We start from the raw sequence: 23,084 nt of genomic DNA on the forward strand, positions 1-23,084 counted from the left end.
AACAAGGACGAGGAGGCCCCCATCTTCCAGGTGGCCGATTACGGACTGGTGGCCGATCTCTTCAAGGTTCTGCCTGAACTCGCCTCCGAGTTGGGCAAGTAGTTTCATCATTTCGGCGCCAGCGCCCATAAACCGGGAGTCATCCATATGACCGCTATCCAGAAAATCGGTGTCATCGGCGCAGGCCAGATGGGCAACGGTATCGCGCATGTCTGTGCCGCATCGGGCTTCGACATCATCCTGCTGGACATCAGCGACGAGGCCCTGAAGAAGGGTCTGGGCGTCATCGACAAGAATCTCAGCCGCGCCGTTTCCAAGGGCAAGCTGACCGAGGCCGACAAGGCCGCCACCCTGTCGCGCATCAAGCCGACCACCGCCTATGCGGATTTCAGCGACTCCGATCTGGTGATCGAAGCCGCCACCGAGGACGAGAAGATCAAGCGCGCGATCTTCAACCAGCTGTGCCCGGTGCTGAAGCCGGAAGCCCATATCGCGTCCAACACCTCGTCGCTGTCCATCACCCGCCTGGGTGCCGCCACCGACCGCCCCGCCAAGTTCATGGGCATGCATTTCATGAACCCGGTGCCGGTGATGCAGTTGGTCGAGCTGATCCGTGGCATCGCCACCAGCGAGGAGACCTTCTCCCTGGTGCGCGACATGACCCTGAAGCTGAAGAAGCAGCCGGTTTCGGCGGAAGACTTCCCGGCCTTCATCGTCAACCGCATCCTGCTGCCCATGATCAACGAGGCGGTCTACACCCTGTACGAGGGCGTCGGTTCGGTCACCTGCATCGACACCGCCATGAAGCTGGGCGCCAACCATCCCATGGGTCCGCTGGAACTGGCCGACTTCATCGGCCTCGACACCTGTCTGGCGGTGATGCAGGTGCTGCATGACGGTCTGGCCGATACCAAGTATCGCCCCTGCCCGCTGCTGGTGAAGTATGTGGAAGCCGGTTGGCTGGGTCGCAAGACCGGTCGCGGTTTCTATGACTACACCGGCGAGACCCCGGTTCCGACCCGCTAACAGGCTGCGGATAAGAACCGCTCTTGAGCGACACTCCCACCGCTGACGCTCGAATTTGAGCGGTTTGGCGGAGTAATTGGCCTCGTTTCCCCGGTTCCGCCCGATTTTGGGCGGAACCGGGCGTGGTCAGGCCGCCGCCATCAGCCTGGGCAACCTCGCCAGATTGTATGCGGCTGCGGGATGGATTGTTGGGGGTGACGGCGATGGCTCCCTTGTCAGCGATCACCTGCCGGAAATGGTCGGCGTCATAGGCTGTGCCAGCCATAGCGATTGCGGCGGAGAGGTCAGGCGCTTTGGCCCGCCACCCAGCCCGACGACCACGCCCATTGGAAATTATAGCCGCCCAGCCAGCCGGTGACGTCCACCGCCTCGCCGACAAAGAACAGCCGGTCAAGATGCTTGGCCGCCATGGTCTTTGACGACAGATCACGGGTGTCGACGCCGCCCAGGGTGGCCTCGGCCACGCGATAGCCCTCGGTTCCCGTCGGAATCGGGCTCCAGGCCGCCAAGTGCAGGGCAAGACGTTCCAGTTCCGCATTGCGGACCTGACCGATGGCCTTGTCCGCCAGTCCCGCCAAGGACACCATGGCCCGGGCCAGGCGGGCGGGCAGCAGTTCCGCCACCACTGTTTCCACCTGCGCCTTGGGACGCGCCGATTTGCGCTCCACCAGCCAGGCGCGGGCGTCCACATCCGGCAGCAGGTTGATGGAGATGGCTTGTCCCGGCCGCCAGTAGGAACTGATCTGCAGGGTGGCGGGACCGGACAGGCCGCGATGGGTGAAGAGCAGCGCCTCGCGGAAGCGTGTCTTGCCCAGGGACAGCTCGGCCGGAACGGCGATACCCGCCAGATCGCGCATCAGTCCCAGTTCGGGCTCGGCGAAGCTCAAGGGCACCAGGGCGGGGGCGGTGGGGACCACGCCGAGGCCATGACGCTTTGCCAGGGCATGGGCAAAGCCGCTGGCGCCGATCTTGGGCAGGGACAGACCGCCGGTCGCCACCACCAGGGAGTGGGCGGTGACACTGCCCCGGCTGTTGGCGATCTCGAACGGCCCGTCGCCGGAAATGGTGCCGATGCGCGCCCCCAGGCGGATGTCGACGCCGCCCGTTCCGCATTCCGCCAGCAGCATGTCGAGGATGCGGGCGGCGGAATCGTCGCAGAACAACTGGCCGTGGTCGCGTTCGTGCCAGGGAATGCGGTGGCGGGCCACCAGATCAAGGAACTCGCCGGGGCCGAAGCGTTTCAGCGCCGAGGTGGCGTAATGGGGATTGGCCGACAGATAGTTGGCGAGGGAAACCGAGCGGTTGGTGAAATTGCAGCGTCCGCCGCCGGATATCAGGATCTTGCGCCCCGGTTGGTCGTTGTGGTCCAGGACCACCACCCGGCGTCCCCGGCCAGCCGCCACCGCCGCCGCCATCAGCCCGGCGGCGCCCGCGCCGATCACCGCGACGTCGTACACCATTCCCACCATCAAACCTCGATTTCCTCCATCTTTTCCTTCAGCCACTTGGCCTTCTTTTCCATGTCGCGTTCCATGCGCTTGATGCGCTTGTCCAGGTCCTCGATATGGGCCAGCCGCTCGGCCCGCTTCTCCCTGGCGTAGCCCGAGACGAAGCGCTTGATCCCCCAATCGGCGGTGACGAAGAACAGGGCTGCACCGGCCACCAGGGTGATGACGGCGGCGACCCCGCCATAGGCGCTGTTGACCGCCACCATGGCGCCCCAGAAACCGATGGTCACCAGCGACGAGGCCGCCACCAGCACCAGCCGGTTGACGGTCTGGTCATGCTGGCGCTGGCGCTTCTCGTTGGCGCGCATGGCGTTGTAGATCTCTTCCCGGGCGATGGCCTGCCAGGTGCGGAACGACATGCCCTTGACAGTCCGGTTGTCGCGGATGGTCTGTTCCAGCTTGCGCACCAGATAGTCGGTCTGCTGCTCGGGGGTGGGGTTATCGGCCATGGGGGCGGAGTCTCGGGGGCGGCGGGGCTGGGGTCAAGGCCCGAATCGGCCGAACACCAGCGGCAGCCAGGCCAGGGCGAACAGGGTGGAGCCCGCCACCGCGATGGCGGCCCGGTCGGGATGGATGTTGCGGAGATGGGCGTGGACGACGGTGACGGCGGCCAGCGGCACTAGGCTTTCCACCAGCAACACCTGATGGGCGGTGCGGCCCAGGCCGTGCAGCCAGGTCTTGTCCAGCCAGATGAAGCCCAGGGCCAAGGCGGGCCACAGGGCGAACTTGAAGGCGAAGGTGAAGGCGGTGAAGCCCACATCCAGCGACAGGCGGCGGATCTGGGCCAAGCCCAGTCCGACGATCATCATGCCCACCGGCACGAAACCGCCGCTCAGGATATCGACGGTCTGCATCAGGGAGGGCGGTACCTTGATGCCGTAGAGATTGACGGCCACCCCGATCCAGCAGGCGTGCAGGCCGGGGAATTTCAGCACCCGGAGCAGGGCGCCGCCCATGGTGGCCTCGGCGCGGGCGACGGTGTAATAGCCCACCGAATTCTCATAGGCGGTGGCGCCGAACGACACCATCACCACATAAGGAAGCGACTCCGGGCCGATCAGGGCGAGGCAGGCGGGAATGCCGAAAAAGCCGGTATTGCCGGTCCCGGCGGTGAAGGCGGCGATGCGCTCGCGTCCGTCCGTCCAGCAACGCGCCGCCAGCGGCCGCGCCAGCAGGGCGGTGAGGGCGCACAGGGCGAAGACTCCCAGCGGCAGCAGCAGCAGCGCGCCCTTGAGATCGGCGCCGACGAAGGCCTTGAACACCACGGCGGGCGACAATACGTAAAGCGCCAGCCGACCCAAGTCCTGGCCCTTCACATCCAGCAGGCGGCCGAGCGCGAAGCCCACCGCCACCAGGATGTAGAGGGGGACGAGCTTGAGGGCCAGGGCGGTGTCGAAGGGCAGGGACATGGACTCCATCCGCGAGAGGGGTAGAGTGGCGTTTCGGGCCGGATTGCGAAAGGGAAAAGCGGCATGACCAGTCTGGACGGCGTCCTGGCGCCCATCCTCACCCCCTATGGCGACGACCTTGCCCCCGATCCGGTCCGCTTCGTCGCGCTGGCGCGCTGGCTGATGGACCAGGGGCTGGGGCTGGCGCCGTTCGGCACTACCAGCGAGGGCAACTCGCTGTCGGTGGAGGAGAAGATGGCGCTGCTGGACGCCTTGGCCGAGGCCGGTCTGGATCGCGGCCGGATGATGCCGGGCACCGGCTGTTGCGCGCTCACCGATTCGGTGCGGCTGTCGGCGCATGCGGTGGCGCGGGGCTGTTCCGGCGTGCTGATGCTGCCACCCTTCTACTACAAGACTGTCTCCGAGGACGGGCTGTTCGCCGCCTTCTCCGAGGTGATCCAGCGGGTGGGCGACTCACGCCTGCGGGTCTACCTCTACCATTTCCCGCAGCAGAGCCAGATTCCCATCGGCCATGCCCTGATCGAGCGGCTGCTGGCCGCCTATCCGGGCGTGGTGGTGGGGCTGAAGGATTCCTCGGGCGATCTTTCCAACATGGTGTCGCTCTGCCGCGCCTTCCCCGGCTTCAAGGTCTTCGCCGGGACCGAGCGGCTGATCCTGCCGGTGATGCGGGCCGGCGGCGCGGGCTGCATCAGCGCCAACGCCAATATCCACGGCGCCGCCATGCTGGCCTTGGTGCGCGGCTGGCGGGATGCCGGGGCCGAGGCCATGCAGGCCGGGCTGGAGGGCTTCCGGGCGGTGATGGAAGGCATGCCGCTGATCGCCGCCTTGAAGGCGGTGACGGCGATCCGGACTGGTGACGCGGGCTGGCGGCGGGTGCGACCGCCGCTGGTCGGCCTCCCTGTCGACAAGGAGGCCGAACTGCTGGCGCGCCTCAAGTCAGTCGGGGTGCTATTTTAGCTCGGCGATGGCGTCCAGGCCGTTGGCCTTGGCGGCGGCCAGGACCCGACCATCCGCCTTGGCGCGGGCGACGAAGGCGTCCATGGCCTCCAGCCAGCCCGCATCGCCCTGTGCCATGGCATAGGCATAGCCGTTGGGCGCCAGCGGCGTCGGCGGTTCCAGCAGCTTGGCCCAGTCATGGCGGGCCAGCATCTTGCGCGAATAGGGGTAGTCGGTGAAGAACAGGTCGGCGCGGCCGCTCATCACTTCCTGCTCGCGGGCCTCGGGGGTGGCGACTTCCACCAGCTTGGCCTGCTTCAATTCCTTCTTCATGGCCTCGACCATATAGGTTCCGGCGGCGACGGCGCCCACCACGCCCTCCTTGTCGATATCGGCCCAGGATTTGATCACCGGGTGGGTCTTGGTGGTGATGGCGTAGATGCCGCTGCGCAGATGGGGCTTGGTGAAGACCAGCTTCTCCTGGCGGGCCGGGGTGATGGCGACGCCATGCATGGAAACGTCGCAGCGATCGGCCAGAAGATCGTCGATCATGGTCTTGAACGAGCTGTCGATGAAGCGGACGGATACCCCCAGATCCTTGCCCAACTCCTTGGCCAGATCAATGTCGATGCCTTCCAACTGGCCGGTGCGGGTGTTGCGGTAAGAAATGGAGTAGTAGTCGGGCCAGATGCAGACGCGGACCTCGCCCGCCTTCTTGATCCGATCCAGTCGCCCGGGGTCGGCCGCGTCGGCCGTGCCGCCCAACACCACCACCGCGCACAAAGCCAGGGCCAGACGCTTCATTTTTCCCTCCCGATACAATGGATATATGCTATTGCATCTGAACCATGCTGGGAAGGCCTTCTCATCGTTCCACGTCGCCTCCCCTTCCGACCGATACGGTCGTGCTGGGCAGCGTGCCGGTGGACCCTCTGTATTCCTCCGCCCTGATACGGCTGGTGGCGGTGTTTGGCGTTGGCGTCGCCCTGGCGGTGGCCATCGCTACCGGAGTGGCGCTGTGGGCCGGGCGGCAGGACGCCATCGCGGCGGCCGCAAGCAATGCCGGCAGCCTGGCCCGTGCCCTGACCGACTCCGTGGCCCGGTCGGTCAATTCCATCGATGTCACCCTGGCCTCGGTGGCGGAATCGGTCCGCGACGGTGATCTGGCCGATGACCGCAAGGGGGGGCTGGCCCGTCAGGTGGCGCAACGTCTGCAACTGGCGCCGCATATCCGTCAGATCGTGGTTGTGGGCCTGGACGGCCATATCCTGTTCGACAGCGCGGCGCCTCCCCGCGGGCGGCATGTGGATATCTCCGCCACCCTTGATGATCTGAACCGCTTACCCCGCTCGCTGGTCATCGGCGCGCCCATGGCCGGGCGATTCATGGGCGATGGCGCTCGCGCCGCAGGTCACAGTCTGGTTCCGGTGAGCGCGGCGGTACGCAATCGGGATGGTTCCATCGTCTCGCTGGTGGTGGCGGCCATCAACCCCGAATACTTCTCGGGCATGTTCCACGAGATCGAGCAGGAAAGTGGCGCCCGGGTGCGGCTGTGGCGCTATGATGGCGTGCTGCTGGCGGGCGAGGTTGCCATGGTGACGACGCCTCCCACAAGCCGATCGACCTTGCCGCTGTTCGCCGTCCATCTCAAGAAATCCGAGATGGGGGGCTTCATCGACCATGACGACGATGGCGTGAAGCGGATCACCAGCTATCGCACCACGCTGGCCTGGCCGCTGGTGGTCAGCGTCGGCATTCCCATGGATCGGGCTTTGGCCAATTGGCGCCGCAACCTGGACAGCATCGCCGTCCCGGTGGGGCTGGTCAGTCTGGTGGTGCTGGGACTGACGGTGGTGCTGGTGCGGACCCTGGCCCGGCGCGCCCGCGACGAAGCGCGGCTGCGGCTCAGCGACCGTGTGCTCGCCAATGTCTCCAACGGTGTCACCATTGCCGACGCGTCATCGGGCGATCTGCCGCTGCTCTATGTCAACCAGGCCTTCGAGCAGATCACTGGCTATGGCGCCGCCGAGGTGCTGGGACGCAATGCCCGCTTTCTGCATGATGGCGAGGCCGACCAGGAGGGGCTGGACCGTATTCGCGAGGCGCTGGCGGAAGGCCGCGCGGTGACGGTGCTGCTGCGCAATGTGCGGGCCGACGGGACGCCGTTCTGGAACCATGTCTCCCTGTCTCCTGTCCGCAATTCCACCGGCGTGATCACCCATTGGGTCGGCGTTCAACGAGATGTCACCCACGAGGAAGAGGCGCGCGCCGCCCTGGCCGCCGCCTATGACGACGTGGCGCGCACCAGCGCCGATCTCGAGCGCTTCTCCTTCGTGCTCGCCCACCACCTGCAGGAACCTGCCCGACAGATGCGGTTGCAGGCGCAACTGCTGATGCTGCGGCTGGGTCCGGATGCCTCGGTCGAAGAGAAGACCCCGGCGGAACGGATCATTTCCGCCTCGGCCCGGCTGGTGGACATGCTGCGCGGCGTGCAGAGCTATCTCGCCATGGAGCGCGAACAGGTCAAGGGGGTGGTGGCCGATGTCGCCCGGGCCTTGAACACCGCGGTGGCCAAATATGCGCCCGGTTGCCCCGGCGGGACCCTGACGGTGGAGCATGGCGCACTACCCCAGGTGGCGATGTCCCAGCGCAGGCTGGATGAGTTGTTCGACATCCTGGTGAAGAACGCGGTGGATTTCCGCCACCCCGACCGGCCACCTTTGCTGGTGCTCGACGCCGAGCCGGACGGCCGCTTCTGGCGGTTGCGGCTTCGCGACAACGGCATCGGTATCGAGGCCACTTATTTCGAGCGGATTTTCGTGCCGCTGGAGCGGCTCCACCACCATGCCGGGCCTGCGGGCACCGGCATCGGGCTGGCCATCGCCCGCAAGATCGTCGAGGCGGCGGATGGCAGCATCCATGTGGACTCCGACGGAACCAGCGGTTCGACCTTCGTCTTCACCCTGCCAGCCGCCTGATCAGCCGAACGGATCGTCGCATGTGCCGCACATGGGGACGCCGGACACGTCGCCCGCGCGGAAGCCCTCCAGGATTCGGCGCCAGGTTTCGCCATTGCGGATTTCCGCCAGCCCCTGCTCCATGATGTTGCCGATTTTCAACTGGGCATTGGAATCGTAGCAGCCACAGGCGGTGACGGTGCCGTCGCAGAATACTCCCACCGCCTTGAGGAAGATGCGGCACGGCATCAGGCGGTGGTGGTCGATGCTTTTCAGGGTCCAGACCTTGTGGCGCTCGTGCAACTGGCCGCATTGGACCGAACCACCGAAATTATTGGCCTTGAGGGTCCACACCTTTGTGACGCCCTGGCTGGCGAGGAAGGCGCGGGTCTTGCGCAGGTCCTCCTGCCAATCGCCCAGGGCGATCGCCTTGACCATGAAATTGGTCCGGGTTCCGGCCAGGGTGGCATTGATGGCCTTCAGATTGACGATGGCGCGCTCGAACTTGGCACCCACATAGACGCTTTCATAGCTGGGAGCGTCCCACCCGGCGAAGGAGAACTGGAGATAGGCCAAGCCCAGGCGGCCCAGCCGCTCGATCCGCTCTGGCGTGAACGGCGTGCCGTTGGTGACGATGCCGACCTCGAAGCCCTCGGCCACGGCGCGTTCCAGCATCTCGAAGATCTGGGGGTGCAAGAAGGGCTCGCCCTGTCCGGCCAGGATATGCATGGTCTTGATGCCGCAGGCCTTGGCCTCGGCGATCACCCGCTCGAACACGTCCGCTTCCATGAAGCCGGAATTGTCCTTCCAGATTTCCCAGCCGCACATGGTGCAGCGCAGATTGCAGCGGCGCGACAGCTGGACATAAATCTCGAACGGGACCAGGCCACGCCGCTCGGCGGGGGCGATGACCAGATTGCGGGCCTTCGCCAACTGGGCGGCGGAGGCGTCCAGCAGTCCGGCCTCGTCCAGCGCCACGCCGGCCAGATAGGCGATGCGGGCGGAATCCGGCTGGGCGGCCACCGCCCGTTTCAGCAGCGGCAGCGCCTCGGTGGCACGCCCCTGGGCCACCAGGCTGCCCGCCAGGCCGACGGCGCATTCAAGGTGGTCGGGCGCCAGGGCCAGCAGGCGGCGAAACAGAACTTCCGATTCGGCCGGGCGGTCGAGCACCAGCAGCATCCCCGCCCGGCAATAGTCGCATTCCGGTTCGCCATCCAGGGGTTCCAGCAGGGCGATGGCGTCCAGCAGCAACTGGGCATTCATCAGCCGCTGCGCCTCGGCGAGCACGGCGGCGGGTTCGATCTTCGTCTTGGCTTTGCTCATGGTCGGCGCATCCTAGCACCTCCGCCCGTCCTACTTCCATGGCGGGGTGACCTGGGGCATTATGGCCGCCTATGCATGAAACGGGGGATGTGGCGCGTGGGTAGCGCTGTGGCGGACAAGGACGCGCGGGGACGGTGGCGGTTTGGCATCCGCGCCAAACTGGTGGTCGCGGTGGGGACCGTGGCCGTCATGATTCTGGCGGGTGCCGTCCTGACCTGGTTCAGCTATTCCGAGATCGAGCGGCTGTTGGCGGCGGTGACGCGGACCAACTTGCCCAGCGTGTCCAATGCCCTGAAGCTTTCCGAGGCCACGGCGCGGCTGGCGGCGGCGGCGCCTGCCCTGGACAGTTCGCAGTCCCAGTTCCAGCGTCAGAGCAATTTCGTCGCCCTGCAACAGCAGACGGAGCGCCTGCTGGCCCTGATCGACCAGTTGGCGGTGAGTTCCTCCGATACCGGCCGGGTCGAGGAACTGCGCTCGATGATCGCCGCCTTCGGCGACAATGTGGTCGATCGCAACATCCTGGTGGATAAGCGTCTGCAACTGGTCGAACGCGCCCGGGTCCTGGCCGAGGTCATCACCCGTCTTGATCTGGAAATCCACCGCGAGGTCGAAGGCATCGGCACCGATCCCATTCTGGCGGTGGTGGTGCTGGCCTCGAATTATCTGCGCGAGGCGGTGGTCGCGCCCGAATTGGAAAAGGTGGGCGAGCTGCGCAGCGCCTATGAAGAGCAGGTCCGCAAGCTGCCCATGCTGGTGGAAGCGGCGGGCGAGGGCAGCCGTGGCCTGCGCGGGCGCGAACTGACCCGCCGGGTGCTGGCGCTGGGCACTGGCCCCGAGAACGTGTTCGAGCTGCGCAGCCTGCAGATGCTGACCATTGCCCGCCTGGCGGCGGCCAATGACGAGGGCCGCGATCTGGTGGCACGGACCTCGTCGGCGGTGGGGCGATTGGTTTCCGCCGCCGAGACCGATGCCGCCGACAATGAACGCCGCACCGAAAACGCGGTGAAACTTGGCCGTTACACCCTCCTGGTGGTGGCCATGCTGACCTTCTTCGGGCCGCTGCTGTTCGTCTGGCTGTATCTGGGCCGCAGCCTCGTGGGCCGTCTGACCGGTCTGGCGGAAGCCATGCACCGTATCGTCGAGGGTGATTTCCACACGCCCATTCCCGGTACCGGCAAGGACGAGATCGCCGATATGGCCGCCGAGCTGGTGGTGTTCCGCGATGCCATGGCCAAGGTGCAGGAATCCACCCGTGCCCTGGTGGAAAGCGAGAAACGCCTGCGCCGGATTCTCGATACCTCGCCGCTGGCCTTGGCCATATCCCGGGTGGCCGATCACTCCCTGATTTCGGTCAATCCCCGCTGGACCGAGCTTTATCTGATCTCGGAGGCCGAGGCCATGGGGATGAGCGTGGCCAGTTGCTATGCTCAGCCCGCCGATCGGCGCAAGCTGGTGGAACTGGTGCGCCAGCGCGGCTTCGTGCCGGGTTTCGAGTGCCGTATGCGTGACAGCTCCGGCCACGAATTCTGGGCCATGCTGTCGGCGGCCGAGATCGAGATGGATGGCGAGCCGGCGGTGATCGTCTCCTCCACCGACATCACCCGCCACAAGGAGGAGGAGGCCGCCCTGGCCGAGGCCAAGCGCATGGCCGAGGATGCCAGCCAGGCCAAATCCCTGTTCCTGGCCACCATGAGCCACGAAATCCGCACCCCCATGAACGGCGTGCTGACCATGGCCCAGTTGCTGGAGGACATGCCGCTTGCCGCCGAGCAGCGCGAGATGGCCCGCGTCATCCGCGACTCGGCAACGGCGCTGCTGACCATCATCAACGACATCCTGGACTTCTCCAAGATCGAGGCGGGCAAGCTCGAACTGGAGACGGTGGAGATGTCGGTGGTCGATCTGGTGGAAGGCGTCGCCGAACTGCTGACCTTGCGCGCCCAGGAAAAGGGCATCGGCCTCATCACCCATGTGGACCCGACGCTGCCGTCGCGGGTGCTGGGCGATCCGGTGCGGTTGCGCCAGATCATCACCAATCTGGCGGGAAATGCCATCAAGTTCACCGACAAGGGCTATGTGCGCATCGGCGTCGGCGCGGCCGACGGTTCGGCCCGGCCGCTGCGGCTGCGTTTCTCCATCACCGATACCGGTATCGGCCTGGATTCCGAGCAGCAGGCCCGCCTGTTCGAGCCCTTCATGCAGGCCGATATCACCATTTCACGCCGCTATGGCGGCACCGGCCTTGGTCTGTCCATCTGCCGCCGTCTGGTGGCGATCATGAATGGCGATATCGGCGTCGCCAGTAATATCGGCGCCGGGTCCACCTTCTGGTTCGAAATCCCCCTGGATGTGGCGGTGGAGCAATCGGAAACCGGTCCCGATCTGACCGGCAAGGCGGTTCTGGTTCTGGCCGAGGGGCCGGTGGCGGCGGATTCCATCCGGCAATATCTCGGCCATCTCGGGGCCCAGGTGGCGGTTGTGGCCTCGCCCGATGGCGCCTTGGCGGCGGTGAGGGCGGCGGCGCTGGCGGGTTGGGCCTATGATGTCGCCCTGCTGGACGGCGGTGTCGACTATCGTCAGCGTCTCGGCCTGGCCGGAGCCTTGATCACCGCTGCCGGTTCCGAGGGCGAGATGCGGATGATGATGATGGTCGGACAGGATGCCTATCCCGCCGCCTCCGCCGAAGCCGATGCCTTGGGACTGTTCGGTGTCGTGCCCAAGCCCGTGCGCCAGCGCCTGCTGTGGCGCGCCGTGTCCGCCGCGGTCGGTCGTGCCGATCCGGCTGCCGCCGCCCAGGTCGAGGACGGACAGGTGGAGACATGGATCCAGCCCACGGTGGAGGAAGCCGCCGCCGCCGGGGCGCTGATTCTTGTGGCCGAGGACAATCCCACCAACAAGGTGGTGATCCGCCATCTGATGGAGCGGCTGGGCTATGCCATCGAGGTGGTGGACAATGGTGCCGAGGCCTGGGACCGCATGCAGATTCGGGACTATGGGCTGCTGCTGACCGATTGCCACATGCCCGAGATGGACGGCTATGAACTGACCCACCGGGTGCGGCAGTGGGAAGCCGAACTGGATACCGGCGACCATTTGCCCATCGTGGCGCTGACCGCCGACGCATTGTCGGGCACTTCCCGGCGCTGCCATGAATGCGGCATGGATGGCTTCTTGGCCAAGCCCATCGACCTTAAGCAGTTGGACGGCACCATTCGCCGCCTGCTGCCCATGGCGGCGGCACTTCGCTCGCGCCGCCCGGCGGGGGAGGCGCCACCAATTGCCAGCCAGACCAGCCGCATTCCGTCAGGTAACCTGCCGCCGGTCCTGGACCTTGATCCCATGCGCCAGATCTTCGGCGAGATCGGCGACGAGGTGCGCGAACTGCTGGAACTGTTCATGGATACCACCCGCCCGCTGCTGGACGAGCTGGAAGCCGCCATCATCGCCGGAGATGCCATTGCCGCCCGCGAGGCGGCCCATTCCTGCAAGGGCGGTGGCAACAGCGCGGGTGCCTTCCGCTTCGCCCGCTACTGCGCCGAGATCGAGTCCGATTGCGCTGCCGGCAATCTGGACGCCGCCGCCGAACTTCTGCCCGTGGCCAAGATCGCCTTTGTCGAGGTGGGCGAGGCCATCGACGCCATGTGACGGCTCACTGTCTGTTATTGCGAATGAGTGTCAATCGCGATATTGTCTGGCATCGTCCTCAGCCAGGAGCAGGATATGACCGTGACCGTGATATTCGGATCTGATTCCGGGGCCACCAAGGCCGTTGCCGTCAAGATCGCCGCCAAGACCGGGGGGCGCCTGTTGAGCGTCCAGAAGGCCAGGACGGCGGATTACGAAAGCTGCGATCTGTTGATCCTGGGCTGTCCCACTTATGGCATCGGCGAGTTGCAGAGCGATTGGGACACCCATATCGGCCAGTTGGAGGCCGCCGATCTGGCGTCGTGCAAGGTGGCGCTGTTCGGAACCGGCGATCAGATGACCTATCCCGACTCATTCGTGGACGCCATGGGCATTCTTTACGACAAGGTGGTGGCGCGCGGCGCCCAGGTGGTGGGCTTCACCGACACCTTCGGCTATGACTTTTCCGCCTCGACGGCGTTCCGCGATGGGCGTTTCGTCGGCCTGGCCCTGGACGAGGACACCCAGTCCCACCTGACCGACGACCGCGTCAACGCCTGGATCGGACAACTGCCATGAAGTCATCGGTCATGGGCCATGTGGTCCACCAGCTCTACGAATACCGCAAGGGGGTTCGGCAGCTGTTCATGATGACCATGACCACCCAGGAAGCGGCGGTGGTGGTCCGGCGCCTGCAGGCCGAGGCCATCGAGCATTACGCCCATCGGGTCAGCGCCGCCAAGGCCAATGTCTTTTTCGGCCGGGCTCCCTGCGTCGAACTGGTCCGTCGCATGGTGACCAAGCCGCTGTGCCACCTGACACCGGAAGAGGACTTCATCCTGGGGACGCTGCTTGGCTATGACCGCGAGCAGCAATGCCTGCGATTCCTGGCCATGACCGGCGGACCAAGGCAGGCCAGCGCCTGAATTCCTGTCGCTGACCGATCGGGCCCCTTTGCCGCAAATGCAAAAACCGCGCTCCCTGGAGGGGCGCGGTTCGCATCGACCGGGGCCTGACGCACCGGTCCGGCCGGGGCGATCAGCCCTGGCGAGCCTTGTAGCGCGGGTTGGTCTTGTTGATGACGTAGACCCGGCCCTTGCGGCGGACGATGCGGCAGTTCTTGTCGCGCAGCTTGGCCGACTTGAGCGAATTGCGAATCTTCATGGTCCAAATTCCTGAATGCGTAAGGTCGCCCAAAACGGCGTCGACTGGAGGCGGGAAAATAGGGAAACTGGCGCGGGCTGTCAACACCCCCATGGAACATATTTTGTATCCGGCGCTCGAATCCTGTCCATCGGTCGGGTTATAGTGCGGTCATGCTGACCTTCATTCCCGATCCGCCCAATCTTCCACCTGCTTTCGAGTGTGTCGAGGGCGACGACGATGCCCGCGTGCTTCTGGTCTGCGACCATGCGTCCAAGGCGATTCCGCCCGATCTCGGCGAGCTTGGCCTGGAGCGGTCGGAGCGGGAATGCCATGTGGCCTGGGATATCGGCGCCGCCCTGGTGACGCGGGCGCTGGCCGCCCGCCTGGGCTGCCCGGCGGTGCTGGCGGGCATCAGCCGCCTGGTGATCGACTGCAACCGCCAGCCGGGCGATCCCACCTCGATTCCGGCCAATTCCTGCACGGTGGAAGTCCCGGGCAATCGGGGCCTGAGCGAGGCCGAGGCCGCGGACCGCGCCCAGCGCTGGTTCTGGCCCTATCACACCGAGATCGGCAACCGCATCGCCCATCTGTGGCGCCACGGCACCGCCCCGGCGGTGGTGGCGGTGCACAGCTTCACGCCCCGCATCAATGGATGCGCACCGCGACCCTGGCATGTGGGCGTGCTGTGGAACCGCGATCCCCGCATGTCCGAGCCGCTGCTGGCGGCGCTGCGCGCCCGTGGCGATCTGGTGGTCGGCGACAACCAGCCTTATTCCGGCAAGGAAATCAACTATACCCTGGACACCCATGCCGGGGCGGCGGGATTGCCCAATGTCTCGTTCGAAATCCGTCAGGACCTGCTGATGGACGAGGCGGGATGCCAGCGCTGGGCCGATCTGCTGGCCGAGGTCTTGGTGCCGGTGCTGAACGATCCCGCCCTGCACCGGGTCCAGGTCTACTGACCTCAGATGCCCTTCTGGAATATCCAGCAGCGCTCCTGATTGTCGTCATTGTCCGCGCTGATGTTGCAGTTGGCGCAGGCGGCCAGGACGAGGCATAACAGGATGGTGGCGATATTTCTCATCATGATTCTAGCGTAACAGGATCATGCCGTTATGGGCAACACTCGCTTGAACCCGGGGCGGGGCTTGGCTATGGTCGGCGATCCGCGAAGCAGAGGAAGACCTTCATGAGCGACGACCAGACGAACAGCCAGATCGGCGGCATTGCCGCGGAAGCCCTGCGCCAGTTCATCGACCGGATCGAGCGGTTGGAGGAAGAGAAGAAGGCGCTGGGCGCCGATCTCAAGGACGTCTATGCCCAGGCCAAGAGCCAAGGCTTCGACACCAAGATCATTCGCAAGATCGTCAGCCTGCGCAAGAAGGACCGGGCCGAGCGGGAAGAGGAACAGCAGATCCTCGACCTTTACCTCGCCGCCATCGGCGAGGCCTGAGGGCACTCGGCGCACGATATCCCTCGCCCGCAAGCGGGAGAGGGGTCGATCGTAAAGGTCTCAGAACTCGCGCATGGCCTTGGCGCGCAATTCGGCGGCGCGCGGCGTCTCGGTGTCCAGCGTGCCGTCGCTGGACGACATGCGGATGGATTCCGCCACCTCGTTCAGGCTTTGGGCGTTACGCTGGTCGTACTGGTCCAACTGCCACACCGCGTTGCGGTTCTCGCTCATCAGCATGGCGGCCTCGGTCTGCAACTGGGTGGCCTCGGCCAGCAGGCGGGCGGCGTTGGCGGCATGCCGCGCCGAGGGCGTGGTGGCCCCGGCGGCGGCCACCTGGGCGGAATGGGCCGAACGGTCGTCGCCCTTCAGCCAGATATGGGCCCAGGCCTTCCACGAGGCTCCCGCCTCGGTGTCCAGCGCGTACATGACGGCATAGGCGACGGCCTGGGTGACCGTAAGATCGTCCTGGGTGCTCATCCTTCGGCTCCTTCGCCGCCTTCCTTGGCGCGGCGCTTGACGGTCTTGGGGTCGGCGGTGATGGGGCGGTAAATCTCGATCCTGGCCCCTTCCTCGATCACGGCGTCGAGCGTGGTGGACTTGCCGAAGATGCCAACCTTCTGGGTCTCCAGATCGATCTCGGGAAACTGGTGCAGGATGCCCGACTTCTCGATGGCCTGCTTCACCGTGGTGCCCTCGGGCACGTCGATGGTCAGCCAGGACTGGCGGGTGGGAATGGCGTAGACGACACCGACCTTCATGATCCGCTTCCTCTTAACATCTGTCCCTCGGTCGGCGGGCGGGGACGCCCGCGCTCCGATGTTCCCGTTCCTAGACGCTGTGGGCACCGGCCATCTTGATTTCCTTGCCCGAGGCAAGGTCGATCATGCGCTTGGCCACCACCATCAACCCGGCCACCAGGAAGCCGCCGGGCGGCAGGATCAGCACCAGGATGCCCCAGTCGGCGGGCATGATGCGCAGTTCCAGCACTTTGGCCCACGGCCCCAGCAGCAGGGCGGCGTCGGCGAACAGGGTGCCCTGGCCGATCATCTCGCGCACCGCGCCGATGGCGGTCAGGGCGAAGGTGAAGCCCAGGCCCATGAACAATCCGTCCAGGAAGGAGGGCAGCACCGGCTCCTTGGCGGCGAAGGCCTCCAGGCGGGCCAGCGGCAGGCAGTTGGAGACGATCAGCGGAATGAACAGGCCCAGCACCTTGTACAACTCGTGCATCCAGGCGTTCATGCCCAGGTCGACGAAGGTGACATTGGCGGCCACGATCAGGATATAGACCGGGATGCGCACCTCGTGGGTGACGTAGTTGCGGAACATGGCCACCATCAGGTTCGATGCGGCCATCACCACCGCGGTGGCGATGCCCATGCCGAAGCCGTTGGTGGCGGTGCCGGTCATGGCCATGGTCGGGCACATGCCCAGCAGCATGCACAGCACGCCGTTGTTTTCCCACAATCCGTCCTTGACGATCTGTCCGTATTTGGCAGACATCACTTCTTCTCCATCATGCGGGGAGCGTTGGCGGCAAAGAATTCAAGTCCGGTGCGGATGCCGCCGACCACGGCGCGCGGCGTGATGGTGGCGCCGGAGAACTGGTCGAACTGGCCGCCGTCCTTCTTGACCTTCCACTTCTCCACCGGCGGATTGCCGAGGCTCAACCCGGTGAAGCGGGTGATCCAGTCGGTCTTGACGGCATCGATCTTGTCGCCCAGGCCGGGGGTCTCCTTGTGGGAAATGACGCGCACCCCCAGCAGCTTGCCGTCCGGCGCCACGCCCAGCATCAGCTTGATCGGCCCGCCATAGCCGCCGCTGGCATTGACCTCATAGGCGAGGCCGGTGATCTGGCCGCCCTTCATGGCGCGATAGACCACGGTCTCGGCGGTGCCGCCATGTCCGCCCGCATTGGGGTTGGGAATGGCGATGGCGTCGGTCACCGGGTTGTTGTCGTGGATGGACTTGGGGATGACCTGGCCCAGCGAGGTCATCTTGTCCTCCAGGGCGCGCTCCTTGATGGGCTCCTTGGTGACATCGTCGGTGAGGGCCAGCAGCACGCCGAAACCGGCGCAGAAGGCCCCCAGGATGGTGGCGTGGACCCAGGTGGGCTTCATGGCGGTGCTCATTTGTCCCCCTTGAGCGGCAGCGGCTCGCCCTTGCGCGTGCGTCCGAAGACGCGCGGCCGGAAGTGTTGGTCGAGGATGGGCGTCAGCGCGTTCATCAGCAGCACCGCGAAGGCGACGCCTTCGGGATAGCCCGCATAGGTGCGGATGATCCAGGTCAGCAGCCCGATTCCGATGCCGAAGGCCAGCTGGCCCTGCTTGGACACCGGCGAGGTGACATAGTCGGTGGCGATGAAGAAGGCTCCCAGGAAGGACGCGCCCGAGATCAGGTGGAACCAGCCCGAGGCGTGCCGCGCCGGGTCCAGGGTGTTGAACACGGTTCCCAGCACGAACAAGGTGCCAAGCATGGCCACCGGCACATGCCAGGTGATGATCTTGCGCGCCATCAGGAACAGGCCGCCCAGCAGGATCAGCGGCAGTGCCGTCTCGCCCATGGAGCCGGGGTGGAAGCCCAGCATCATGTCCGACAGGTCGGGCAGATGGGCCATGGACTGGGTGACCGGCACGCCGCGCGACAGCTCGGTCTTGATATAGCCCAACTGCGAGGCGGCACTGATGCCGTCCAGGCTCACCCCACGCCCGAAGGTGATGTGCAGGCTTTCGGCAAAGCCCGGGGCTCCGGCCGAGAACAGCGGCTTGGCGGGCACGAAGGCGGTCATCTGCACCGGGAAGGAGACCAGCACCACCACGCGGCCGACCATGGCCGGGTTGAACACGTTCTGGCCCAGGCCGCCGAAGGCGTGCTTGGCCAGGAAGACGGCGAAGACCGAGGCCACCACCGCCACCCACCAGGGCGCCCAGGGCGGCAGCGACAGCGCCAGCAGCCAGCCGGTGATCAGCACCGAGCCATCGCCCAGCGCCCGGTTGGGATCGCCGCCGCCGACGCGGATGGCGATGAATTCCGAGGCCAGGCAGGCGGCCATGGTGACCACGAACAGGAAGATGGCGGGCCAGCCGAACAGATAGAGGTTGAACAAGGTGGCGGGAGTCAGCGCCGCCAGCACCGTGAACATGGTGCGCGAGACATTGTTGGAACCGTGGGTGAACGGTCCGCTACGATCGACGACGATGCTCATGCGCTGGCCCCGCCTTGGGTGGAGGATTGAGCCTGGGCGGCCGCCTCGGCCGCCTCCTTGGCAGCCTTGGCCTTGGCGGCGGCCTCGCGCTTGGCTTGCGCCTGACGCTCGAGACGGGCGTTGTGCGCCTCGACCAGGGCCTTGGTCTGTTCCATCTTGCGCCGCTCGCGGTCCAGGGCGGCGATGCGGCCCTTGGCGTAGTTGAAGTAATGGACCAGCGGGATGTGCGACGGGCAGATATACGAGCACGAGCCGCAGGACACGCAGTCCTGCACGCCGATCTTTGCCGCTTCCTCCAGCTTCTCATGCCGGATGAACGAGGCCATCTCCACCGGCACCAGGCCGCAGGGGCAATAGGTGACGCAGGAGCCGCAGCGGATGCAGGGGCTGGGCTCGGCTTCCTTGGTCTCGGCCAGGGTCAGGCCCAGGATGCCCGAGGTTCCCTTGACCACCGGAACATCCAGCGAGGGCAGGGGCTGGCCCATCATCGGCCCGCCGCTGACGAAGCGCTTGGCGCCCTGGGCGCCGCCGCAGAACTTCAGCAACTCGGTCACCTTGGTGCCCAGCAGGACCTCGACATTCTTCGGTTCGGCCACGGCGCCGCCGCTCACCGTCACCACGCGGGACAGCAGCGGGCGCCCCTGGCGCACGGCGTCATGCACCGCCCGCGCGGTGGCGACGTTATGCACCACTACGCCCACATCGGCGGTCAGCTTGCGCGCCGGGGTCTCGCGGCCGGTGATGGCCTGGGTCAGGTGGCGCTCGGCCCCCATGGGATACTGCACCGGCACCGGCGCCACCGAGACATTGTCGAAGGCGGCGGCGGCCTTGCCCAGGGCCTCGATGGCCTGGGGCTTGTTGGTCTCCACCGCGATGATCACCTTGGGGGCGCCCAGGGCGTGGGCCATGATCCGCGCCCCGTCCACCACCGCGTCCGCGTGCTCGCGCATGATGCGGTCGTCGCAGGTGAGATAGGGTTCGCACTCGGCGCCGTTCAGCAGCAGGATTTCCAGCTTGTGGCTGGTGCCCAGCCCCAGCTTCACCGCCGAGGGAAAGGTGGCGCCGCCCATGCCGACGATGCCCGACTGGGCGACGCGGTCGCGGATGACCTGTGGGGTGACGGCGAAGGGATCGGCGATGGCGTCGGGCAGTTCGGCCCATTCGTCCTTGCCATCGGGCACCAGGATGATGGTGAGCGTCGGCAGGCCCGAGGGATGCGGCGCCGTGATCTCGGTGATGGCCTCGATGCGGCCCGAGGTCGGTGCGTGCACGGCGGCAGAGATGGCCCCCGAGGCGCGGGCCAGCAACTGGCCCTTCTTCACCAGATCGCCCGGCTCCACCGTGGTGCCGGCGGGGGCGCCCATATGCTGTTGCAGGGGCAGGTACAGGGCCTCGGGCAGCGGCAGGGCGACGATAGCCTTCTCGCTCGTCAGCTCCTTGCGGTATTCCGGATGGATGCCGCCCATGATGGGAAACAGCTTCATCGACCGTCTCTCCTCAATGCGTGGCGTGGGTATCGCCGGGCTTGCTCCAATGCCAGCCGGCGATGGTGGGGGCGATGGGCTTCATGACGATGGCCTCGGTGGGGCAGATCTTGAAGCATTTGCCGCAGGCGTGGCAGGCGTCCGAGATCACCGTGTGCAGCTGCTTGGGCGCGCCGACGATGGCGTCGGAGCCGCATTCGCCGATGCAGCGCAGGCAGCCGATGCACAAATCCTCGTTGATGAAGGCCACTTCCGGGCCCTTCTCCTCGTGGCCGTCGGTATCGGCCGAGACGCCCAGCCGCTTGGCCAGGGCCTCGATGGTGCCCTTGCCGCCCGGCGCGCACAGCGTGATCGGCGTGCCGCCCTTGGCCAGGGCGGCGGCGTATTGCGAGCAGCCGACGAAGCCGCACTGGCCGCATTGCGAGCCGGGCAGCAGCGCCTGCAGCTCCTCCTCGATGGGGTTGACCGGCACCGCCAGCAGCTTGGCGGCGGTTCCCAACATGGCGCCCAGGGTCACACCCATTACCGCCAGACTTCCGACATCCAACAACATGATCGGCGACTCCTAATTGGTGCTCATGCCGGAAAAGCCCATGAAGGCCAGGGCCAGCAGGCTGGCGGTGATGAAGCCGATGGGCGGTCCGGCGAACAGGCGCGGCACGTTGCAGAGCGCCAGGCGTTCGCGCAGACCGGCGAACAGCACCATCACCAGCGAATAGCCCAGCGACGAGGCGAAGGCGAAGACGGTGCTTTCGATGAAGTTCATCTTGCCTTCCACCAGCAGCAGGTTGACGCCCAGCACGGCGCAGTTGGTGGTGATCAGCGGCAGATAGATGCCCAGCATCTGGAACATGGTGGGCGACACCTTGCGCACCACCGCCTCGGTGAACTGCACGGCGGCGGCGATCACCAGGATGAAGGTGACGGTGCGCAGATAGCCCAGGTCGTAGGGCTCCAGCAGCGCCTTCTCCACCCCCCAGTCGATCATGGCCGAGACCGTGATGCAAAAGGTGGTGGCGGCGCCCATGCCCAGCGCGGTATCGACCCGGGTGGTGACGCCCATGAACGAACACAGGCCCAGGAACCGCATCAGGACCACGTTGCTGACCAGCGCCGCGCTGATGAACAGCAGAAGATAATGTTCCATCGTCCGGTTTCCCCTTAGCCGTGTTCTGGATGGCACGCCGCGTCCGAAGGAGCGGCATAGGCCTTGCGAAGGAAGCGGGGCGACAGCACGCCCCGGGCGGAAAGATGATTGGCCACCAGCCGGGCCAGCCCCAGGCCCAGCACCAGCCCGGCCACGGCGCCCGCGGCGGCCATGGAATCGGTGCGGTAGACCTCCTGGCCCAGGATGCCGCCCGCCAGCAAGGTCACCAGCGGCAGGCCATAGGCGGTGGCGGCGCCGCGCAGCAGCGTGCCTTCCGAGATGCCCACCACCACCCGCTCGCCGACCCGAAGGTCGAGATCGCCGGGCAGCGGGAAGCGCTTGGCGGCCAGACGCTTGGCGTTGCCGCCGTCCTTGCCGATGCTGCACAGCCCCGCCGAATGACAGGTGCCGCAACTGGTGGTTTCCTCGGGCTCCAGCCACGCCCGGCCGCCATCCACGGCGACGACGCGGGCGAAGCCCTCGATCAGCCCGTGGGTGCCGCTATCCGGAAAGGTGGAGCCAGGAGCGTCCATCAGGATCAGGCCGTTACCGTCGCCGCCACGCCATCGGGCGTGACGAAGATGGCCGACAGGCCGCCCGCGTCGCGCAGGATCTGCTGGCGACGCTCGACCGGGGCCAGCACCATGGCGGTGGACAGGCCGTCGGCCACGGCGGCGGTCTCGGCCACCACCGACACACCCAGCAGGGCGGGGGCGGTCTGGCCGGTGCGCGGATCGATCAGATGGGTGAACTTGCCCGCGTCGTCGAACAAGGTGCCATAGCCGCCCGAGGTGGACACCGCCTTGTCGACCACGTCGATCTCGGTGACGGCGCGCGAGGGATCGGCCGGATTGGCGATACCGATGCGCCAGGCCGAACCGTCGGGCTTGGTGGCAAGAGCGCGGGGCTCGCCCATGTCGACGAGCATGTTGGCGAAGCCGTGGGCGCGCAGCACCTCGGCCACCTTGTCGGTGATATAGCCCTGGGCGCCGGAATTCAGGGTCACGGCCATGCCCGGCCGGGCCAGGGAGACCCGGCGGTTGGCGGCGTCGATCTCGATGCCGCGCCAGTCCACCAACGCCAGGGCGGCGGCGAGATCGCGCTCGGCCGGGGCGGCGGTGGGGGCGGCGGGCTGGGTAAAGTGGCTGAAATACAGCGACCACACCGGCTGGATGGTGGGGTCGTAGACGCCGCCGGTGATGGCGGCCAGGCTCTTGGCCCGGCCGATCATCTCGATGAATTCCACCGGGGCATTGTCCAGCTTGCCGTCGCGGTTCAGGGCCGACAGGCTCGAATCGGCGCGATAGACGCTGAACATGGCCTCCAGCCGGGCCAGCTCGCCCAGGGCGGCGGTCACGGCGGCGCGGGCCTTGGCCTCGTCGGTGTGATAGAGCGAAATGGAGGATGGCGCGCCCAGGGTGGTGCCTTCCCAGCGATACAGGCGGGCCTCGGCCCGGTTCGCCTTGAGGAGCAGCGGCAGACCGGCGGCGGCGGCCAGGACGGTGATGGCACGGCGGCGGGTGATACGAACGGTCATGGAACCTGGGCCTCCCTCGGGCAAGATATCCTGCGATCCGGTAGTTTAAAGTTGCTCAAAAATGCGTCACATTGATGGTATGCGACCTGGATGAGGACTGCAAGCCCGGGCCGCACCAAAATACGCATCAAGATGCCGAATTATTCACCATTGCAAAACAATACGTTAACCCTATGCCAACCCGGCGGGGGAGGCATCTTCCCGCCCTTCGGGTGGGAATAGTCGCAGGAAAAATGCGGCTTTCGCAGATGCGAAGCGGCCGTATTCCCCAAACGGCGTTGCGGTGCACAAAAGCAAAGCCCGTGCCATGGCCGGAAATGGCGGATTTACGT

The 23,084-nt window shown here is 66.2% G+C and carries 25 protein-coding genes and 2 pseudogenes; 9 read left to right on the forward strand and 18 right to left on the reverse strand.

The features are described 5' to 3' along the window. Positions 1 to 102 (forward strand): annotated as a pseudogene (locus tag A6A04_RS23070) (electron transfer flavoprotein subunit alpha/FixB family protein); the annotation flags it as partial. Between the two features lie 45 nt (positions 103 to 147). After that, the gene (locus A6A04_RS05515; protein WP_068490745.1) at positions 148 to 1,026 is read left to right on the forward strand and encodes a 3-hydroxybutyryl-CoA dehydrogenase; all 879 of its coding nucleotides are present in this window, start codon (positions 148 to 150) and stop codon (positions 1,024 to 1,026) included. Between the two features lie 169 nt (positions 1,027 to 1,195). On the opposite strand, the pseudogene A6A04_RS22660 reads toward A6A04_RS05515, so the two are convergent. The 4 genes and pseudogenes from A6A04_RS22660 to A6A04_RS05530 all read right to left on the reverse strand — a co-directional run. Then, positions 1,196 to 1,336 (reverse strand): annotated as a pseudogene (locus A6A04_RS22660) (IS5/IS1182 family transposase); the annotation flags it as partial. Next, positions 1,311 to 2,495, reverse strand: coding sequence for a BaiN/RdsA family NAD(P)/FAD-dependent oxidoreductase (locus A6A04_RS05520; RefSeq protein WP_407670241.1), 1,185 nt, complete (start codon positions 2,493 to 2,495; stop codon positions 1,311 to 1,313). The pseudogene A6A04_RS22660 and the gene A6A04_RS05520, both read right to left, overlap by 26 nt. Further along, positions 2,495 to 2,983: a hypothetical protein gene (locus A6A04_RS05525; protein WP_068490748.1), complete on the reverse strand. Its 489-nt coding sequence runs from the start codon at positions 2,981 to 2,983 to the stop codon at positions 2,495 to 2,497. Before A6A04_RS05525 ends, A6A04_RS05520 begins: the two co-directional genes overlap by 1 nt. A gap of 33 nt (positions 2,984 to 3,016) precedes the next feature. Next, the gene (locus tag A6A04_RS05530) at positions 3,017 to 3,943 is read right to left on the reverse strand and encodes an AEC family transporter (protein ID WP_068490750.1); all 927 of its coding nucleotides are present in this window, start codon (positions 3,941 to 3,943) and stop codon (positions 3,017 to 3,019) included. Between the two features lie 63 nt (positions 3,944 to 4,006). Here A6A04_RS05530 and A6A04_RS05535 point away from each other — a divergent pair, with 63 nt between their 5' ends. Then, complete coding sequence (locus A6A04_RS05535) at positions 4,007 to 4,900, forward strand: dihydrodipicolinate synthase family protein (protein WP_068490752.1); 894 nt, start codon at positions 4,007 to 4,009, stop codon at positions 4,898 to 4,900. On the opposite strand, the gene A6A04_RS05540 is transcribed toward A6A04_RS05535, so the two are convergent. Then, positions 4,892 to 5,683 (reverse strand): substrate-binding periplasmic protein, encoded by a 792-nt coding sequence (locus A6A04_RS05540; protein ID WP_068490754.1) that lies wholly within the window; start codon positions 5,681 to 5,683, stop codon positions 4,892 to 4,894. The two genes, A6A04_RS05535 and A6A04_RS05540, sit on opposite strands and share 9 nt — an antisense overlap. 101 nt (positions 5,684 to 5,784) lie before the next feature. Between A6A04_RS05540 and A6A04_RS05545 the strand changes: the two genes are divergently transcribed. Next, positions 5,785 to 7,857 (forward strand): sensor histidine kinase, encoded by a 2,073-nt coding sequence (locus A6A04_RS05545; RefSeq protein WP_245651084.1) that lies wholly within the window; start codon positions 5,785 to 5,787, stop codon positions 7,855 to 7,857. Here A6A04_RS05545 and A6A04_RS05550 read toward each other — a convergent pair whose 3' ends face one another. Continuing rightward, the gene (locus tag A6A04_RS05550; protein ID WP_068490758.1) at positions 7,858 to 9,159 is read right to left on the reverse strand and encodes a radical SAM protein; all 1,302 of its coding nucleotides are present in this window, start codon (positions 9,157 to 9,159) and stop codon (positions 7,858 to 7,860) included. Between the two features lie 96 nt (positions 9,160 to 9,255). Here A6A04_RS05550 and A6A04_RS05555 point away from each other — a divergent pair, with 96 nt between their 5' ends. The 3 genes from A6A04_RS05555 to A6A04_RS05565 all read left to right on the forward strand — a co-directional run bounded on the left by A6A04_RS05555 (position 9,256) and on the right by A6A04_RS05565 (position 13,709). Beyond that, on the forward strand, positions 9,256 to 12,804 hold the full coding sequence (locus tag A6A04_RS05555) for an ATP-binding protein (protein ID WP_245651085.1): 3,549 nt from the start codon (positions 9,256 to 9,258) through the stop codon (positions 12,802 to 12,804). A 75-nt stretch (positions 12,805 to 12,879) separates the two neighbouring features. Beyond that, positions 12,880 to 13,362: a flavodoxin FldA gene (fldA, locus tag A6A04_RS05560; protein WP_068490762.1), complete on the forward strand. Its 483-nt coding sequence runs from the start codon at positions 12,880 to 12,882 to the stop codon at positions 13,360 to 13,362. Beyond that, positions 13,359 to 13,709: a DUF2023 family protein gene (locus A6A04_RS05565; RefSeq protein ID WP_068490764.1), complete on the forward strand. Its 351-nt coding sequence runs from the start codon at positions 13,359 to 13,361 to the stop codon at positions 13,707 to 13,709. The genes fldA and A6A04_RS05565 overlap by 4 nt, the downstream gene beginning before the upstream one ends. A gap of 112 nt (positions 13,710 to 13,821) precedes the next feature. Here the strand turns inward: A6A04_RS05565 and ykgO are convergent, their stop codons facing one another. Beyond that, positions 13,822 to 13,947, reverse strand: a complete 126-nt coding sequence (gene ykgO / locus A6A04_RS05570) for a type B 50S ribosomal protein L36 (RefSeq protein WP_068490766.1) — start codon at positions 13,945 to 13,947, stop codon at positions 13,822 to 13,824. A gap of 152 nt (positions 13,948 to 14,099) precedes the next feature. Here ykgO and A6A04_RS05575 point away from each other — a divergent pair, with 152 nt between their 5' ends. Next, positions 14,100 to 14,891, forward strand: coding sequence for an N-formylglutamate amidohydrolase (locus tag A6A04_RS05575; protein ID WP_068490768.1), 792 nt, complete (start codon positions 14,100 to 14,102; stop codon positions 14,889 to 14,891). 2 nt (positions 14,892 to 14,893) lie between these two features. Here A6A04_RS05575 and A6A04_RS23385 read toward each other — a convergent pair whose 3' ends face one another. Beyond that, positions 14,894 to 15,016 carry a hypothetical protein gene (locus A6A04_RS23385; protein WP_281196679.1) on the reverse strand — a complete coding sequence of 41 codons (123 nt, stop codon included), beginning with the start codon at positions 15,014 to 15,016 and terminating at the stop codon, positions 14,894 to 14,896. Positions 15,017 to 15,118: 102 nt separating this feature from the next. Here A6A04_RS23385 and A6A04_RS05580 point away from each other — a divergent pair, with 102 nt between their 5' ends. Then, positions 15,119 to 15,382 (forward strand): DUF2312 domain-containing protein, encoded by a 264-nt coding sequence (locus A6A04_RS05580; RefSeq protein ID WP_068490769.1) that lies wholly within the window; start codon positions 15,119 to 15,121, stop codon positions 15,380 to 15,382. 60 nt (positions 15,383 to 15,442) lie between these two features. On the opposite strand, the gene A6A04_RS05585 is transcribed toward A6A04_RS05580, so the two are convergent. The 10 genes from A6A04_RS05585 to A6A04_RS05630 form a co-directional block, all read right to left on the reverse strand. Then, positions 15,443 to 15,859, reverse strand: coding sequence for a hypothetical protein (locus A6A04_RS05585; RefSeq protein WP_068490771.1), 417 nt, complete (start codon positions 15,857 to 15,859; stop codon positions 15,443 to 15,445). After that, positions 15,856 to 16,140 (reverse strand): RnfH family protein, encoded by a 285-nt coding sequence (locus tag A6A04_RS05590; protein WP_068490773.1) that lies wholly within the window; start codon positions 16,138 to 16,140, stop codon positions 15,856 to 15,858. The genes A6A04_RS05585 and A6A04_RS05590 overlap by 4 nt, the downstream gene beginning before the upstream one ends. A 70-nt stretch (positions 16,141 to 16,210) precedes the next feature. After that, positions 16,211 to 16,882: an electron transport complex subunit E gene (locus A6A04_RS05595; protein ID WP_068490775.1), complete on the reverse strand. Its 672-nt coding sequence runs from the start codon at positions 16,880 to 16,882 to the stop codon at positions 16,211 to 16,213. Next, the gene (gene rsxG / locus A6A04_RS05600) at positions 16,882 to 17,511 is read right to left on the reverse strand and encodes an electron transport complex subunit RsxG (protein WP_068490777.1); all 630 of its coding nucleotides are present in this window, start codon (positions 17,509 to 17,511) and stop codon (positions 16,882 to 16,884) included. Before rsxG ends, A6A04_RS05595 begins: the two co-directional genes overlap by 1 nt. After that, positions 17,508 to 18,584, reverse strand: a complete 1,077-nt coding sequence (locus A6A04_RS05605) for an RnfABCDGE type electron transport complex subunit D (protein ID WP_068490779.1) — start codon at positions 18,582 to 18,584, stop codon at positions 17,508 to 17,510. Before A6A04_RS05605 ends, rsxG begins: the two co-directional genes overlap by 4 nt. Further along, positions 18,581 to 20,068, reverse strand: coding sequence for an electron transport complex subunit RsxC (rsxC, locus tag A6A04_RS05610; protein WP_068490780.1), 1,488 nt, complete (start codon positions 20,066 to 20,068; stop codon positions 18,581 to 18,583). The genes A6A04_RS05605 and rsxC overlap by 4 nt, the downstream gene beginning before the upstream one ends. A 13-nt stretch (positions 20,069 to 20,081) precedes the next feature. After that, complete coding sequence (locus tag A6A04_RS05615) at positions 20,082 to 20,621, reverse strand: RnfABCDGE type electron transport complex subunit B (RefSeq protein WP_068490782.1); 540 nt, start codon at positions 20,619 to 20,621, stop codon at positions 20,082 to 20,084. Positions 20,622 to 20,633: 12 nt separating this feature from the next. Continuing rightward, positions 20,634 to 21,215, reverse strand: coding sequence for an electron transport complex subunit RsxA (gene rsxA, locus A6A04_RS05620; RefSeq protein ID WP_068490784.1), 582 nt, complete (start codon positions 21,213 to 21,215; stop codon positions 20,634 to 20,636). 14 nt (positions 21,216 to 21,229) lie between these two features. Continuing rightward, complete coding sequence (locus tag A6A04_RS05625; protein ID WP_068490786.1) at positions 21,230 to 21,748, reverse strand: SoxR reducing system RseC family protein; 519 nt, start codon at positions 21,746 to 21,748, stop codon at positions 21,230 to 21,232. Between the two features lie 5 nt (positions 21,749 to 21,753). Then, positions 21,754 to 22,752 carry an FAD:protein FMN transferase gene (locus A6A04_RS05630; RefSeq protein ID WP_068490787.1) on the reverse strand — a complete coding sequence of 333 codons (999 nt, stop codon included), beginning with the start codon at positions 22,750 to 22,752 and terminating at the stop codon, positions 21,754 to 21,756. Positions 22,753 to 23,084 lie beyond the last annotated feature (332 nt).

This window comes from Paramagnetospirillum marisnigri, assembly GCF_001650715.1.
Taxonomy (GTDB): domain Bacteria; phylum Pseudomonadota; class Alphaproteobacteria; order Rhodospirillales; family Magnetospirillaceae; genus Phaeospirillum; species Phaeospirillum marisnigri.

Coding starts and splice junctions, on each gene's coding strand:
- A6A04_RS05515 (WP_068490745.1), top strand. CDS start 148: ATGACCGCTATCCAGAAAATCGGTGTCATCGGCGCAGGCCAGATGGGC.
- A6A04_RS05520 (WP_407670241.1), bottom strand. CDS start 2,495: ATGGTGGGAATGGTGTACGACGTCGCGGTGATCGGCGCGGGCGCCGCC.
- A6A04_RS05525 (WP_068490748.1), bottom strand. CDS start 2,983: ATGGCCGATAACCCCACCCCCGAGCAGCAGACCGACTATCTGGTGCGC.
- A6A04_RS05530 (WP_068490750.1), bottom strand. CDS start 3,943: ATGTCCCTGCCCTTCGACACCGCCCTGGCCCTCAAGCTCGTCCCCCTC.
- A6A04_RS05535 (WP_068490752.1), top strand. CDS start 4,007: ATGACCAGTCTGGACGGCGTCCTGGCGCCCATCCTCACCCCCTATGGC.
- A6A04_RS05540 (WP_068490754.1), bottom strand. CDS start 5,683: ATGAAGCGTCTGGCCCTGGCTTTGTGCGCGGTGGTGGTGTTGGGCGGC.
- A6A04_RS05550 (WP_068490758.1), bottom strand. CDS start 9,159: ATGAGCAAAGCCAAGACGAAGATCGAACCCGCCGCCGTGCTCGCCGAG.
- fldA (WP_068490762.1), top strand. CDS start 12,880: ATGACCGTGACCGTGATATTCGGATCTGATTCCGGGGCCACCAAGGCC.
- A6A04_RS05565 (WP_068490764.1), top strand. CDS start 13,359: ATGAAGTCATCGGTCATGGGCCATGTGGTCCACCAGCTCTACGAATAC.
- ykgO (WP_068490766.1), bottom strand. CDS start 13,947: ATGAAGATTCGCAATTCGCTCAAGTCGGCCAAGCTGCGCGACAAGAAC.
- A6A04_RS05575 (WP_068490768.1), top strand. CDS start 14,100: ATGCTGACCTTCATTCCCGATCCGCCCAATCTTCCACCTGCTTTCGAG.
- A6A04_RS23385 (WP_281196679.1), bottom strand. CDS start 15,016: ATGATGAGAAATATCGCCACCATCCTGTTATGCCTCGTCCTGGCCGCC.
- A6A04_RS05580 (WP_068490769.1), top strand. CDS start 15,119: ATGAGCGACGACCAGACGAACAGCCAGATCGGCGGCATTGCCGCGGAA.
- A6A04_RS05585 (WP_068490771.1), bottom strand. CDS start 15,859: ATGAGCACCCAGGACGATCTTACGGTCACCCAGGCCGTCGCCTATGCC.
- A6A04_RS05590 (WP_068490773.1), bottom strand. CDS start 16,140: ATGAAGGTCGGTGTCGTCTACGCCATTCCCACCCGCCAGTCCTGGCTG.
- A6A04_RS05595 (WP_068490775.1), bottom strand. CDS start 16,882: ATGTCTGCCAAATACGGACAGATCGTCAAGGACGGATTGTGGGAAAAC.
- rsxG (WP_068490777.1), bottom strand. CDS start 17,511: ATGAGCACCGCCATGAAGCCCACCTGGGTCCACGCCACCATCCTGGGG.
- A6A04_RS05605 (WP_068490779.1), bottom strand. CDS start 18,584: ATGAGCATCGTCGTCGATCGTAGCGGACCGTTCACCCACGGTTCCAAC.
- rsxC (WP_068490780.1), bottom strand. CDS start 20,068: ATGAAGCTGTTTCCCATCATGGGCGGCATCCATCCGGAATACCGCAAG.
- A6A04_RS05615 (WP_068490782.1), bottom strand. CDS start 20,621: ATGTTGTTGGATGTCGGAAGTCTGGCGGTAATGGGTGTGACCCTGGGC.
- rsxA (WP_068490784.1), bottom strand. CDS start 21,215: ATGGAACATTATCTTCTGCTGTTCATCAGCGCGGCGCTGGTCAGCAAC.
- A6A04_RS05625 (WP_068490786.1), bottom strand. CDS start 21,748: ATGGACGCTCCTGGCTCCACCTTTCCGGATAGCGGCACCCACGGGCTG.
- A6A04_RS05630 (WP_068490787.1), bottom strand. CDS start 22,752: ATGACCGTTCGTATCACCCGCCGCCGTGCCATCACCGTCCTGGCCGCC.